14 protein-coding genes are annotated in these 13,436 nt (G+C 37.7%); 10 read left to right on the top strand and 4 right to left on the bottom strand.

Features of this window, described 5'->3' with window-relative positions; all coding sequences use genetic code 11:
• The first annotated feature begins 2 nt into the window (after positions 1-2).
• The gene (gene moaA, locus OC533_RS03155) at positions 3-1,004 is read left to right on the top strand and encodes a GTP 3',8-cyclase MoaA (protein ID WP_010990725.1); all 1,002 of its coding nucleotides are present in this window, start codon (positions 3-5) and stop codon (positions 1,002-1,004) included.
• 32 nt (positions 1,005-1,036) lie between these two features.
• Here the strand turns inward: moaA and OC533_RS03150 are convergent, their stop codons facing one another.
• Positions 1,037-1,525: a molybdenum cofactor biosynthesis protein B gene (locus OC533_RS03150; RefSeq protein WP_010990726.1), complete on the bottom strand. Its 489-nt coding sequence runs from the start codon at positions 1,523-1,525 to the stop codon at positions 1,037-1,039.
• An 11-nt stretch (positions 1,526-1,536) separates the two neighbouring features.
• Positions 1,537-2,535, bottom strand: coding sequence for a ThiF family adenylyltransferase (locus OC533_RS03145; protein WP_185570623.1), 999 nt, complete (start codon positions 2,533-2,535; stop codon positions 1,537-1,539).
• A 136-nt stretch (positions 2,536-2,671) separates the two neighbouring features.
• On the opposite strand from OC533_RS03145, the gene OC533_RS03140 reads away from it, so the two are divergent.
• The gene (locus tag OC533_RS03140; protein WP_003761597.1) at positions 2,672-3,223 is read left to right on the top strand and encodes a flavin reductase family protein; all 552 of its coding nucleotides are present in this window, start codon (positions 2,672-2,674) and stop codon (positions 3,221-3,223) included.
• A gap of 46 nt (positions 3,224-3,269) precedes the next feature.
• On the opposite strand, the gene def is transcribed toward OC533_RS03140, so the two are convergent.
• The gene (gene def, locus OC533_RS03135) at positions 3,270-3,821 is read right to left on the bottom strand and encodes a peptide deformylase (RefSeq protein ID WP_003761600.1); all 552 of its coding nucleotides are present in this window, start codon (positions 3,819-3,821) and stop codon (positions 3,270-3,272) included.
• Positions 3,822-4,654: 833 nt separating this feature from the next.
• Between def and pdhA the strand changes: the two genes are divergently transcribed.
• The 8 genes from pdhA to OC533_RS03095 all read left to right on the top strand — a co-directional run bounded on the left by pdhA (position 4,655) and on the right by OC533_RS03095 (position 12,303).
• Positions 4,655-5,770: a pyruvate dehydrogenase (acetyl-transferring) E1 component subunit alpha gene (gene pdhA / locus OC533_RS03130; RefSeq protein ID WP_003722679.1), complete on the top strand. Its 1,116-nt coding sequence runs from the start codon at positions 4,655-4,657 to the stop codon at positions 5,768-5,770.
• 2 nt (positions 5,771-5,772) lie between these two features.
• Entirely contained in the window at positions 5,773-6,750 is a 978-nt protein-coding gene (locus OC533_RS03125; RefSeq protein WP_003722680.1) for an alpha-ketoacid dehydrogenase subunit beta, read from the top strand.
• A 110-nt stretch (positions 6,751-6,860) separates the two neighbouring features.
• Positions 6,861-8,495 carry a dihydrolipoyllysine-residue acetyltransferase gene (locus OC533_RS03120; protein WP_003730099.1) on the top strand — a complete coding sequence of 545 codons (1,635 nt, stop codon included), beginning with the start codon at positions 6,861-6,863 and terminating at the stop codon, positions 8,493-8,495.
• 4 nt (positions 8,496-8,499) lie between these two features.
• The gene (lpdA, locus tag OC533_RS03115; protein ID WP_003727021.1) at positions 8,500-9,903 is read left to right on the top strand and encodes a dihydrolipoyl dehydrogenase; all 1,404 of its coding nucleotides are present in this window, start codon (positions 8,500-8,502) and stop codon (positions 9,901-9,903) included.
• Positions 9,904-10,089: 186 nt separating this feature from the next.
• A complete protein-coding gene (locus OC533_RS03110; RefSeq protein ID WP_003725567.1) occupies positions 10,090-10,401 on the top strand; it encodes a hypothetical protein in 312 nt (103 codons plus the stop codon).
• Positions 10,402-10,529: 128 nt separating this feature from the next.
• Positions 10,530-11,480, top strand: a complete 951-nt coding sequence (locus OC533_RS03105; protein ID WP_194322337.1) for a malate dehydrogenase — start codon at positions 10,530-10,532, stop codon at positions 11,478-11,480.
• Positions 11,480-11,752, top strand: a complete 273-nt coding sequence (locus tag OC533_RS03100; RefSeq protein WP_003722685.1) for a UPF0223 family protein — start codon at positions 11,480-11,482, stop codon at positions 11,750-11,752. Before OC533_RS03105 ends, OC533_RS03100 begins: the two co-directional genes overlap by 1 nt.
• A 20-nt stretch (positions 11,753-11,772) precedes the next feature.
• Positions 11,773-12,303 carry a DsbA family protein gene (locus OC533_RS03095; RefSeq protein WP_194322336.1) on the top strand — a complete coding sequence of 177 codons (531 nt, stop codon included), beginning with the start codon at positions 11,773-11,775 and terminating at the stop codon, positions 12,301-12,303.
• Between the two features lie 50 nt (positions 12,304-12,353).
• Here the strand turns inward: OC533_RS03095 and OC533_RS03090 are convergent, their stop codons facing one another.
• Entirely contained in the window at positions 12,354-13,298 is a 945-nt protein-coding gene (locus OC533_RS03090) for a magnesium transporter CorA family protein (protein WP_003736222.1), read from the bottom strand.
• Positions 13,299-13,436 lie beyond the last annotated feature (138 nt).

Raw genomic sequence — 13,436 nt, 5'->3', positions numbered from 1 at the left:
TTATGCAATTATTAAAGGATAAATTTGGGCGGGTACACGATTACATTAGGATTTCAGTAACAGATCGATGCAATTTAAGGTGTGTGTATTGTATGCCCGAAGAAGGCCTGACATTTTTGCCTCATGAAAAAGTACTATCCAAAGATGAAATTGTCAGTTTTATGGAGTTAATGGTGAAATTTGGCATCAAAAAAGTTCGCATCACGGGTGGAGAACCATTACTTAGAACCGATATTGTGGAAATTGTTCGCGGGCTTGGAGCAATTCCTGAGATAGAAGATATTTCGATTACAACGAATGCGATGTATTTGGCGAAAAAAGCGGAGGCCTTGAAAGAAGCAGGATTAACACGTGTGAATATTAGTTTGGATTCCTTGCATGCAGACCGTTTCCAAGCAATTACACGTGGAGGCCGCTTGCAAAAAGTGCTTGATGGTATTCAAAAAGCGGAAGAAGTTGGGCTATTCCCAATTAAACTAAATGTTGTTTTAATCAAAGGGCAAAACGATGACGAAATAACGGATTTCCTTCAATTTACGAAAGATAAAGACATTAATATTCGCTTTATTGAATATATGCCGATTGGTCATGCGGGTACGAGTTGGAAAGAAAAGTACTTACCACTAGATACTATTTTTAAAGCGTGTGATGATGCTAGTTTCGAATATGAACCAGTTGATTCGATTCGCGGAAATGGTCCTTCTGAAAACTTCCGGATTAAAGGAGCAAAAGGGACATTTGGCGTAATACACCCAGTTAGCGCGCATTTTTGTGATAGCTGTAACCGATTGCGACTAACAGCTGATGGCTATATTAAAGCATGTTTATACTGGGATGAGGAAATGAATATTCGTCCATTTATACATGAACCAGTAAAATTAATGCAACTTGTTCAAAAAGCAATTGATAATAAACCAGAAAATCATGAAATGGCATTGAAATTACAAGATGAAGTTCAATCTAATAAACCAACTTGGCGACGTATGAGCCAAATTGGTGGTTAAATAAAACCATCCGGCCCGCGGGCCGGATGGTTTTATTTTTGTCGTTCCGCTATTAAATGCGGTAATTCAGGTATAATTAATTTTTCCGTAGCGAGTCTCGAAGCATTACTTGACCCCGGTAAGGCAAAAATCAGCAAACCGCTCTTCGAAAAACCGGCAAAAGCACGAGATACCATCGCGCGGCTACCAACTTCCTCGTAACTAAGCATTCGAAAAATTTCTCCAAAACCAGGAATTTCTTGCTGAATAGTTGCGAATAAAGCTTCATAAGTAACATCGCGCTTAGCAATTCCCGTACCGCCATTTGTAATTAAACAAAAGGAACCGTTAGCCGCTAATTTGTCCATTTCCTGTTTTATACGAGGGGCGTCGTCAGGAACAATAACCCGTGTAATCACTTGATGCCCCGCAGCTTCTAACAAAGATTGAATCAGTTTGCCGCTCGTATCGGTTTCTAAATTCCTTGTATCACTAATCGTCAAAATACTACAAGTTACCTTAATAAACGTTTTTTGCTCCATAACTTCCTCCCTTAATTAAAAAATAGTTGGTATATTTTCTTTGCTTCCGCTAAATTTTCAGTTCCATGCAGTAAAACACGACCATTTTTAAAAATAACAAATTGATATTTTTCATAATTAAAACTTAGTAAAGCTGGATTTTCCGTATAAAGCATTTTTTGTTCCGCTAATCGTTGTTTTATTTCGCGGTAGTTACTTTTATTTTGGAGGTGAAACTGTACGGTATCTCGTCCACAAAGTGCGATAGTTTGCTTAGAAAAGGGTACTTCCGAACGTACTTTTTCAGGTGAGCAGCCTGTGCAGTGAGGGCGTTTTTTGACAACTAGAGATTGGAAATTCAACTGCCAATTATCTATTTGATAGTATGTATTTGCGGTGAAATCAGGGTTTAAAATCATTTGTGTAAGTAACGAAACTTGCATTCCCGCGACCATCGGAATGAGCGCGCCATCAACTCCAACAATATCGCAACTTGCAGCATTTGTTTGGGGAATATCACCAAGCAAACAGTGTAAACAAGCAGAGTCAGGAGGGATAATCGGCATAAGATTAGCATAATTTCCCGCACAAGAAGTAAAAATCCAAGGAATTTGATGGATAAAACAAAATTGGTTTAAAAAATCGCGAGTCATAAAATTATCCGTACAATCAAGTATGTAATCAATTTTCTTAGCAAAAGGGGTTAAACTTGTCATATTCGCATCGTCAACAATATATTCCACTTCAATCTCGCTATTAATTAACAATAGTGCTTTCTGCGCCGCATACGCTTTTGCTTGTTTCTCGAGCGCATCTAGTTCTGTATAAAGTGATTGTCGTTGTAAATTACTTAATTCCACATAATCGCGGTCAATTAAAATCAATTTCCCAAAACCCATGCGCGCACAAATTTCCGCCGCGTAGGAACCAATTGCCCCAACACCAACAATCAGAATCGTTTTCGAAAGCAATTTCTCTTGACCGATTTTACCTATATTTGCGACTCGCATTTGTCTATCATAACGTTCCAAGTTTTCCACCTGCTTTCCTATTTATTTTACCAGAAAATCACTCTAAGAAGCTATCTACGAGGTTCCGGTTTATTCTTGTAATTCCTCTTCACGAACTTTATAATAGAAAGAAAATTAAAACCTAGAGGTGCTAACTATGAAAAAGAAACTAGACACAACCAAATTTTACCCTGCTTATCCAGTTTTTCTATTAACTTACTTAAATGAACTAGGAGAAGCACAAATGTCAACGGGATCCTCATCGTATACACTTGGAGATACTTTAGTCATTGGTATATCTGCCGAAAGTAACGCGAGCAACTATTTAAAACCGGGAGAGAAATTCGCCGTGAATTTTCCGACCACTAAACAGTTCGATTTAATTGAACAAGGTGGCTTTTCATCCGGAAAGCGTATCGATAAAGTAAAAGAATACCAGATTGAGCTAACCAAAAGTGAAAGCGGAGCACTATACATAGATTCATGCCCGATTATTTTTGAATGTACGGTAGGTCAAACGATTAGAGATGCTGACTATCATACTGTTTTTGCTAAAATTGACACGCGTTTAATGGAGGAAACTTTAATTGATACAGCTGGTAATTTCGTACATGATGAACTAGACTTAGTTCTTTTTTCAGGCGATGCTTATGAACGTAAATTTCGCAAGTTAGATATAAAAATAGAAAAAGTTGGCGGACATTTATAAAATAAAAACCCCACAGGATATAGATTCCTGCGGGGTTTTATTCATTTCATCCAAATACATCCACATCAGGTGGCAAGTAAGATGGATTTTCTTTATTAATATGGTCATAAAACATAACGCCATTCAAATGATCAATTTCATGTTGCACAACAATTGCTGGATAGCCTTTAAAACGGAGCTTAAGTGGCGTACCATTTTCATCAAAGGCATCAATTGTCACTCGTTCACTACGTACAACATAACCAGGAACTTCACGGTCAACGGAAAGGCAACCTTCTCCACCAGAAAGACAAGCTTGTTGTACAGAATGGCTACGAATTTTTGGATTATAAAGCACATAACTATAAAGACGATCTTTTTCATCGTGTACATGGATAGCTAGGAAACGTTTTGTTACAGCTAGTTGTGGAGCCGCAATTCCAACACCACCACGCAAACCGTATTTTTCTGCTAACTCTTCATCCTGACTATTAATTAGAAACTCGAGCATATCGTGCCCTAATTTTTTTTCTTCATCTGAAAGCGGGAAAGTCACTTCTGTTGCAACTTCTCGAAGCGCTGGATGACCTTCTCGTACAATATCGTCCATTGTAAGCATGATTTGATTCTCTCCTGTTCTTTAATAACATAACCTTATTTTAACAAAAGAACGAAAAAAAAGGAATGAAATATTACTTTCCAAGAAAAAACCGTGTTTTCATAGGACTAAAGGCATATTTGTTAAAAATAGCAAAGTTTAAATAACGAACATTTGTAAATAAAATAGATATATTGTTCGTATAAATGAAACGGTGAAAAAATTTATAAGTTTGTGAATTCACAAACTAACAATATTTTATAAATAAAACGTCGGAATAGGTGTGATAATGCGAGAGTTGCAATATTATATAACAGTTTGCATCTGTTTTATCTTTTTTTAATACAGAACTGGAAAGCGAATGATTTAAGTTATAATGCCATTGTAAGCGATAAAATAATTAGAGATTAACTTATTGACTTCATAATCTTGGTAGTGTAAATTAAGAGAGAAGATTAGTGTATTAATAAAATTCTTGTTTTTGAGTAAAACAGAATTAACATTTTAAATAAAAGGAAAGTTCCTGTTTTTTTATGAAACATTGTGAAGGAATGAATGTTTTTTCACAAACTCTCTTAAAACCCATGTTTTCAATGAGGATTTTGTGGTAATAACTGGAGAGGCTGCGTAATTAGTTGATAGGAATTTAGAAAAAAGCTTCCGGAATCTGCTTCTTTCTATAGAATAACTTTTCTTTTTACTACGCTATTATAATTAATACACAATCAGGATGGCAGTTTTAAAAGAATCCATTTAGATGGGTAAATGACCGGACGAGCGTTACATGAAACGCATACCTAACTAATGAAGAATTTGAAACTGTACAATGTGAATGACGAAAGGGTGGATACGAAATGGCTTCTAAAACAAAGAAGGCTATTATCGACGTAAAGAAACAATTTGAGGCTGTTCATAAACAATTTGAATTAGTTCAAATTCTAAATGAAAAAGGAGAAATCGTAAATCCAGATTTAATGCCGGATTTAACTGATGATCAATTAGTAGAATTAATGACTCGCATGGTTTGGACTCGTGTACTTGACCAACGTTCTATTTCACTTAACCGTCAAGGACGTCTAGGTTTCTATGCTCCAACTGCTGGACAAGAAGCTTCCCAACTTGCAAGTCACTATGCACTTGAAAAACATGACTATATTCTTCCAGGTTACCGTGATGTGCCTCAACTTATCTGGCACGGACTTCCACTTACAAAAGCGTTCCTTTTCTCTCGTGGACACTTTGTAGGTAACCAATTCCCAGAAGATTTAAATGTATTATCACCACAAATCATCATCGGTGCACAAATCGTGCAAGCTGCCGGTGTTGCTCTAGGTCTTAAAAAACGTAAAAAAGACGCTGTTGTAATCACTTATACTGGTGATGGCGGTTCTTCCCAAGGTGACTTCTATGAAGGAATGAACTTTGCGGGTGCTTACCATGCTCCAGCAATCTTCGTAGTACAAAACAATAAATTCGCGATTTCTACACCTCGTGAAAAACAATCAGCTGCTGAAACATTAGCTCAAAAAGCAGTTGCAGCCGGAATCCCAGGCGTACAAGTAGACGGAATGGATCCACTTGCAGTATATGCTGTAACTAAATTCGCTCGTGAACGTGCAGTTGCTGGTGAAGGCCCAACTTTAATCGAAACGATGACTTACCGTTATGGTCCACATACACTTTCTGGTGATGATCCAACTCGTTACCGTACAAAAGAACTTGACGGAGAATGGGAACTTAAAGATCCAATCGTTCGCTTCCGTACTTTCTTAGAAGGTAAAGGCCTTTGGAACGAAGAAAAAGAAAATGCTGTTATCGATCAAGCTAAAGAAGAAATCAAAGTAGCAATTAAAGAAGCAGACGCTACACCAAAACAAACTGTAACTGATCTTCTTAAAAATATGTACGAAACACCAACTGCTCCTATCAAAGAGCAACTGGCAATCTATGAAGCGAAGGAGTCGAAATAATCATGGCGCAAAAAACAATGATTCAAGCGATTACAGATGCGCTTGCAGTAGAACTTGAAAAAGACGAAAACGTATTAGTTTTTGGGGAAGACGTTGGTAAAAACGGCGGCGTATTCCGTGCAACAGAAGGATTACAAGAAAAATTTGGCGAAGATCGTGTATTCGATACTCCTCTAGCAGAATCTGGTATCGGCGGTCTTGCTATCGGTCTTGCACTTGAAGGTTTCCGTCCAGTTCCAGAAATTCAATTCTTCGGTTTCGTATTTGAAGTAATGGATTCCGTTGCTGGTCAAATGGCTCGTATGCGTTACCGTACAGGCGGAACTCGTACTGCTCCAATTACAATTCGCGCACCTTTTGGTGGTGGAGTTCATACACCAGAAATGCACGCTGATAATTTAGAAGGATTAATGGCTCAATCTCCTGGTTTAAAAGTGGTAATTCCTTCCACTCCATACGATGCAAAAGGTCTTTTAATCTCTGCAATTCGTGATAACGATCCTGTTATTTTCTTAGAGCATATGAAATTATATCGTTCTTTCCGTGAAGAAGTTCCAGAAGGCGAATACACAGTAGAAATTGGTAAAGCAGCTGTTCGTCGTGAAGGTACTGATGTTTCTATCATCACTTACGGTGCAATGGTACAAGAATCCATGAAAGCAGCAGAAGCTCTTGAAAAAGATGGCGTATCTGTAGAAGTTATCGATTTACGTACAATTAGCCCAATTGATGTGGAAACAATCATTGCTTCCGTTAAGAAAACAAACCGTGCTGTAGTAGTTCAAGAAGCACAAAAACAAGCAGGTATTGCAGCTAATATCGTTGCAGAAATTAACGACCATGCAATCCTTTCTCTAGAAGCACCAGTTATGCGTGTTGCTGCTCCAGATAGCGTATTCCCGTTCTCTCAAGCAGAAACAGTTTGGTTACCAAATCATAACGATATCATTGAACGAGTAAAAGAAGTTATTGCATTTTAATTCATAATGACCGTTTTAAAACTTATGGGGAGTTTTAGAAGGGGAAAGAAATATTTTTATACTAAGGTTCAGTTTATCTGAACCTTAGAAATTACAGGAGGCTTAATAAAATGGCATATTCATTTAAATTACCGGATATCGGTGAAGGTATCCATGAAGGTGAAATCGTTAAATGGTTTGTACAACCAGGCGATAAGATTGAAGAAGATGAATCCCTATTTGAAGTACAAAACGACAAATCAGTGGAAGAAATCACTTCTCCAGTTTCAGGAACAATTAAAGAAATCAAAGTTGCTGAAGGTACAGTTGCTACAGTTGGACAAGTACTAGTAACATTTGATGGCGTAGAAGGTCACGAAGACGACGCCGAAGAAGAAAGCGCAGCACCAAAAGCAGAATCCACAGAATCAACTCCAGCACCCGCACAAGCTAGCGGAAAAGGAATTTTTGAATTCAAATTACCAGATATTGGTGAAGGAATTCATGAAGGCGAAATTGTTAAATGGTTTATTCAACCGGGCGATAAAGTAGAAGAAGATCAGTCCATTTTTGAAGTACAAAACGACAAATCTGTCGAAGAAATTACTTCTCCAGTAGATGGAACTGTTAAAGATATTTTAGTTAGTGAAGGTACAGTAGCAACAGTTGGTCAAGTATTAGTAACATTTGAAGGCGATTTTGAAGGAGAAGCTAGTCATGAATCTACTCCAGAATCCCCAGCAGAAGAAGCTGAACTTACAAACAACGATGCAACTTCCGCTCCAGCTACAGGTGGAAACGGAACTCCATCATCTAAAAAAGATCCTAATGGCCTTGTAATTGCAATGCCTTCTGTACGTAAATATGCTCGTGAAAAAGGCGTTAATATCGCTGAAGTAGCAGGCTCTGGAAAAAATAACCGCGTAGTTAAAGCTGATATTGATGCTTTCCTAAACGGCGAACAACCAGCTGCAGCAACAACTACTGCTCAAACAGAAGAAAAAGCAGCAGCACCAAAAGCAGAAAAAGCAGCTGCAAAACAACCAGTTGCAAGCTCCGATGCTTACCCAGAAACACGCGAAAAATTAACACCAACTCGTCGTGCGATTGCAAAAGCAATGGTAAACTCAAAACATACAGCTCCACACGTTACTTTAATGGACGAAATCGAAGTAACTGCACTTATGGCTCACCGCAAACGTTTCAAAGAAGTAGCTGCCGAAAAAGGTATCAAACTTACTTTCTTACCTTATATGGTGAAAGCTCTTGTTGCAACGCTTCGTGACTTCCCAGTGCTTAACACAACTTTAGATGATGCGACAGAAGAACTTGTTTACAAACATTACTTCAACGTTGGTATCGCAGCAGATACAGATCACGGTTTATACGTGCCAGTAATTAAAAATGCTGACAAAAAATCCGTATTCCAAATTTCTGATGAAATCAACGAACTAGCTGGAAAAGCACGTGATGGTAAATTAACTGCTGACGAAATGCGCCACGGTTCTGCAACTATTTCTAATATTGGTTCTGCCGGCGGACAATGGTTCACTCCAGTAATTAATTACCCAGAAGTTGCTATCCTTGGTGTTGGTCGTATTGCTCAAAAACCTATCGTAAAAGATGGCGAAATTGTAGCAGCACCAGTACTAGCGCTTTCCTTGAGCTTTGACCACCGTGTAATTGACGGCGCGACTGCTCAAAAAGCAATGAACAATATTAAACGTTTATTAAACGACCCAGAATTATTACTAATGGAGGTGTAACAAAATGGTAGTAGGCGATTTTCCAGAAGAAAGAGACACCATAGTCATCGGTGCAGGCCCAGGTGGGTATGTAGCCGCAATCCGAGCTGCACAACTCGGACAAAAAGTTACCATTATTGAAAAAGAATATTACGGCGGTGTGTGCTTAAACGTTGGATGTATTCCTTCTAAAGCACTTATCACAATCGGTCACCGTTTTAAAGAAGCTGGACACTCTGATAACATGGGTATTACAGCGGACAACGTGAACTTAGATTTCACAAAAGCACAAGAATGGAAAGGCGGCGTAGTTAACAAGCTTACATCAGGTGTTAAAGGCCTTCTTAAGAAAAATAAAGTTGAAATGTTAGAAGGAGAAGCGTTCTTCGTGGATGATCATTCCCTGCGTGTGATTCACCCTGACTCCGCTCAAACTTATACATTCAACAACGTTATTATTGCAACAGGATCTCGTCCAATCGAAATCCCAGGTTTCAAATATGGTAAACGTGTATTAAGCTCAACTGGTGCGCTTGCACTAACAGAAGTTCCGAAAAAATTAGTCGTAATTGGCGGCGGATATATCGGAACAGAACTAGGTGGAGCATTCGCTAACCTTGGTACAGAACTAACTATCCTTGAAGGTGGTCCAGAAATCTTACCAACATACGAAAAAGACATGGTTTCCCTAGTTAAACGTAATCTGAAAAGCAAAAACGTTGAAATGGTTACTAAAGCACTTGCAAAATCTGCTGAAGAAACTGAAAACGGCGTTAAAGTAACTTATGAAGCTAACGGTGAAACAAAAACTATCGAAGCTGATTATGTTTTAGTAACAGTAGGTCGTCGTCCAAATACAGACGAAATCGGTTTAGAACAAGCTGGCGTTAAAGTAACAGAACGCGGTTTAGTAGAAGTTGACAAACAAGGTCGCTCTAACGTTTCTAACATTTTCGCCATTGGTGACATCGTTCCTGGTGTTCCTCTAGCTCACAAAGCTAGCTATGAAGCAAAAATCGCTGCTGAAGCAATCGCTGGCGAAAAAGCAGAAAACGATTATACAGCACTTCCAGCTGTTGTTTTCAGTGACCCAGAACTTGCAACAGTTGGTTTAACAGAAAAAGAAGCAAAAGAAAAAGGCTTTGATGTAAAAGCTGCTAAATTCCCATTCGGCGGTAACGGTCGTGCGCTTTCTTTAGATGCACCTGAAGGATTTGTTCGTCTAGTTACTCGTAAAGAAGATGGCCTAGTTATCGGTGCACAAGTTGCCGGAATGAACGCTTCTGATATTATTTCAGAAATCGGCTTAGCAATCGAATCAGGTATTACAGCTGAAGACATCGCGCTTACTATCCACGCTCACCCATCCCTTGGAGAGCTTACAATGGAAGCAGCTGAACTTGCTTTAGGTCGTCCAATTCACATGTAATCAACTTAAAGCGGAAGTATCCTTTACGGGTATTTCCGCTTTTTATCTATATAAATAAGTGCGTAATTTCACAAAAACTCTTTTAGTTCATTTTTTGAAATATTTAAAGTATCCGTTTTAGAAAAAAAGGAGTATAATGTAACAAGTGAACGTAACAAGTCAAATCTAATTGAATCAGGTGAAAAAATGGAGAAACAAACAGCAACTTGGAAGAAAGCTCTATTTTGGTTTGCGTATGTAGTAGCAGGAATTTGTTTTTTATTAACGATTGTGGCCTTTATTGTAGGATTTATTCATCACATGCATGATACAGGTGGATGGCGTTCCGTTATTCAAATTCTCGAAACCCCAATCACGGGCTTTGTAAAAATGACTGGTGGCTACATCGGTAAAGGAATCTTAGAAGTAATTATTCTTATTATCGTTAGCTATGTATTACCAATCTTCTTCTGTTTTGCAACGCATTATTTAAAAGTAAAACGACGTGAAATGGCTTAAAATAAGATTATTTTGTAAAAAGCAAAGCGAATGAGCATTGCTTTTTATTTATGCGGTCAAGTTATTTTATTTTTGCCGTAGAAGCATGCTAAAATAACAATAAGAGACTTGATGAGGAGGAGACCCATATGCCATCTAAGAAGAAAAAGATTGTCGTTATCGGCAGAAGTAAACTACAAAATCTCTACATTCATACAATTCTTTTAAAAAAACTACCCGCCGAGATTTACTTAATAGATGAACAAGCTAAAACAAGTGTGCAAGACTTTGAATATGCGAGCTACTATCATTCTTCAGCAACGGTTAACACAGGAACCTTTAATGAATGTCGAAGTGCGGATCTCGTCCTTTTTTTTCAAGAAGAAATGTCAAATGAGTCTTTCTCAAATGAAGATAATTTAGCATTAATCAAAGAAAAAGTGAAGAAGATGATGGCGACTGGTTTTCAAGGAATAGTGTTAGTGGCGACTGCCGAAAGTAATATTGTTGCTTCCTTAATTAAACGTTTTTCTGGCTTGCCGGCAAATCAAATTATCACACTTGGCACCATGCTAGCAACTTCTTATTTTCAAGTAGAAATTGCTAAACTATTTAAAATCAGTCCTAAAAATGTGCATGGATATATTATTGGAGAGAGTACTCAGGATGTCATTCCCGTTTGGAGTCGAGCCTTCCTTGGTGGCAAACCGATTTTAAGTTATTTAGCCGAAGAACAAAAAAGAATTACATCGGATGATTTACAAAATTTAACAAACATGATTACAAAAATTCCTGATTTTCCTGTTGAAACTAAAGATAGCTGTAGTTTCCGCTTTAGTACTGTAACTGTGCTCGCTGAATTAACAGAAGTCATTTTACGAGATGAAGCAAGGGTGCTTACAGTAGGCGTAGAAGTGAAGGAAGCATATGGCTTAGAAAGTCCAGTTTTCGTTAGCGTACCAGCTGTTGTGGGCGCTGAGGGAGTCAGAGAATTACTGGAGTTAAATCTATCCGATGACGAACAAAAAGAATTAAAGCGAATTACAACAAAAACTACCGAGAAATTGGGGTTACTGCATAATAAGGGAGGAATTAGTTAATGGAATATAGTTATCCACTAAATCCAGACTGGACAACCGAAGAAATGACGATTGTTGTACAATTTTTAGAAGCTATCGAACGAGCATATGAAAAAGGTATTGATACACTTGAACTCAAAGAAAAATACCGAGCATTTAAACAAGTAGTACCTGCAAAAGGAGAAGAAAAACGGATTGGCATAGACTTTGAAAAAGCAAGTGGTTATTCGGCCTATAAAGTCATGCAACTCGTAAAAAACGCAACAACCAGCAAAATAAAAATGCAACCATAATTAAGAGGAGGAAATTTTTCATGGATATTAGTCAAATTAAAGCAGAAGTAGTAACACCAGAAACAGGAATACACGTAGGGGAAAAGGGAGCCCCAGTTAAAGTAATGACATTCATTAACCTACGTTGCCCATTTTGTCGTGAGTGGAATGAAAAATCTAAAGACGTCTTAACTGAATATATTCAAGCAGGAAAAATCGAATTAATCATTAAACCATTTGATAAAGAAAAAGAATCTTTACAACGCGGAAATGTAGCGCATCGTTACTTAGATTATTCTAAACCAAAAGAAACGCGTGAAACTATCAATAAAATCTATAGCACCCAAGATGAATGGGGTAGCCTAAGTCTTTCAGAAGTAGCTGATTATATGGAGTCTACACTAGGCCTAACAGAGCAAGACAACAAAGCTGCATCTGAAAAAATAATCGCTGAAGCAAACGCGGCAAATGTTGTTTTTGTACCGACTGTAATTGTTGGTGAACATATTTTTGATGAACACATTAGCCCTGAAGAGTTACGCGACTTACTTGACGGCGAATTAGCTAAATAAAAAAACGAATGTATTGCCTAAATTGATAGGCGATACATTCGTTTTTTATTTTAAAAGAATTTCCTCCGCCAGAATACAATCGCAAGCGCTCCGGCAATCCCAAAAGCAAAACCAAGCGTTAATATCCAAGCTAAAGGTGTTTCCATAAACGGTAATTTCACGTTCATTCCATAAAAACTAAAAACCATCGTTGGAATCGTCAAAATGATAGTAAAAGAAGTGAGGAATTTCATCACGATATTCATATTGTTGGAGATAATTGAAGCATAAGCATCCATCATCCCACTTAAAATATTCGAATGAACTTCCGCCATTTCGATACCCTGACGATTTTCAATAATAACATCTTCTAGTAAGTCTTGATCTTCCTCGTACATTTTAACGATATTTTGACGCATCATTTTATCGAGTACGACTTTATTCGATTTAAGGGCTGTTACAAAGTAAACTAAACTTTTTTCAATTCCCATTAAATCATAAAGCTGTTTATTTTTCATGGATTCATGTAGTTCTTTTTCGATTTCATCTGTTTGGCGGTTCAAGCGTTTTAAGTGACGCAGGAACGTAGTTGAAATCATATATAGAATTTGTAAGGCAAATCGTGTTTTCATGTGCGTATAAAAGCCTTTAATACGGTTTCTAATAAATGATTGTACAATAGAAGAATCAATCGTACAAATCGTAATAAAGTAGTCCTTTGTAATAATAATCCCCATCGGAATCGTTTCAAATGAAGCGTAATGAATATCATCTTCATCAACTACTGGAAAGTCACAGACAATTAAAACGGAATCAGAATCATCATCGCGTTCAATCCGGGCACTTTCATCTTTATCTAGTGGATCTTCTAAGAACTCCAAAGGGATTTCATAGTTATCGGCAATTTTATTAATTTCTTCTGAAGTAGGGGCAACGATATTAATCCAACAGTTGCGTGTCACTTCTTCTAATTCAATTAATTTGCCGTTTTCATCTGATTTGAAAATTTGATGCATGCTTTTTACCTCCTTTTTTAACAGGTAAATTTCACGCGGTTAGAGTATCGTTCCCGTGAAAAATCACCTGTATGAATACTTCGATGTGGACCAGGGTCACTTGCTGTTTGCTGCTCCTTTTTCACGTTCCTCAACTCC

It is taken from the genome of Listeria sp. Marseille-Q6474 (genome assembly GCF_946902005.1).
Classification (GTDB): Bacteria; Bacillota; Bacilli; order Lactobacillales; family Listeriaceae; genus Listeria; species Listeria innocua.
This window is presented reverse-complemented; position numbering and strand designations above follow the sequence as displayed.

Excerpts from the sequence above, each read along its gene's own strand:
- moaA (WP_010990725.1), top strand. The coding sequence starts at position 3 with ATGCAATTATTAAAGGATAAATTTGGGCGGGTACACGATTACATTAGG.
- OC533_RS03150 (WP_010990726.1), bottom strand. The coding sequence starts at position 1,525 with ATGGAGCAAAAAACGTTTATTAAGGTAACTTGTAGTATTTTGACGATT.
- OC533_RS03140 (WP_003761597.1), top strand. The coding sequence starts at position 2,672 with ATGAAAAAGAAACTAGACACAACCAAATTTTACCCTGCTTATCCAGTT.
- def (WP_003761600.1), bottom strand. The coding sequence starts at position 3,821 with ATGCTTACAATGGACGATATTGTACGAGAAGGTCATCCAGCGCTTCGA.
- pdhA (WP_003722679.1), top strand. The coding sequence starts at position 4,655 with ATGGCTTCTAAAACAAAGAAGGCTATTATCGACGTAAAGAAACAATTT.
- OC533_RS03125 (WP_003722680.1), top strand. The coding sequence starts at position 5,773 with ATGGCGCAAAAAACAATGATTCAAGCGATTACAGATGCGCTTGCAGTA.
- OC533_RS03120 (WP_003730099.1), top strand. The coding sequence starts at position 6,861 with ATGGCATATTCATTTAAATTACCGGATATCGGTGAAGGTATCCATGAA.
- lpdA (WP_003727021.1), top strand. The coding sequence starts at position 8,500 with ATGGTAGTAGGCGATTTTCCAGAAGAAAGAGACACCATAGTCATCGGT.
- OC533_RS03110 (WP_003725567.1), top strand. The coding sequence starts at position 10,090 with ATGGAGAAACAAACAGCAACTTGGAAGAAAGCTCTATTTTGGTTTGCG.
- OC533_RS03105 (WP_194322337.1), top strand. The coding sequence starts at position 10,530 with ATGCCATCTAAGAAGAAAAAGATTGTCGTTATCGGCAGAAGTAAACTA.
- OC533_RS03100 (WP_003722685.1), top strand. The coding sequence starts at position 11,480 with ATGGAATATAGTTATCCACTAAATCCAGACTGGACAACCGAAGAAATG.
- OC533_RS03095 (WP_194322336.1), top strand. The coding sequence starts at position 11,773 with ATGGATATTAGTCAAATTAAAGCAGAAGTAGTAACACCAGAAACAGGA.
- OC533_RS03090 (WP_003736222.1), bottom strand. The coding sequence starts at position 13,298 with ATGCATCAAATTTTCAAATCAGATGAAAACGGCAAATTAATTGAATTA.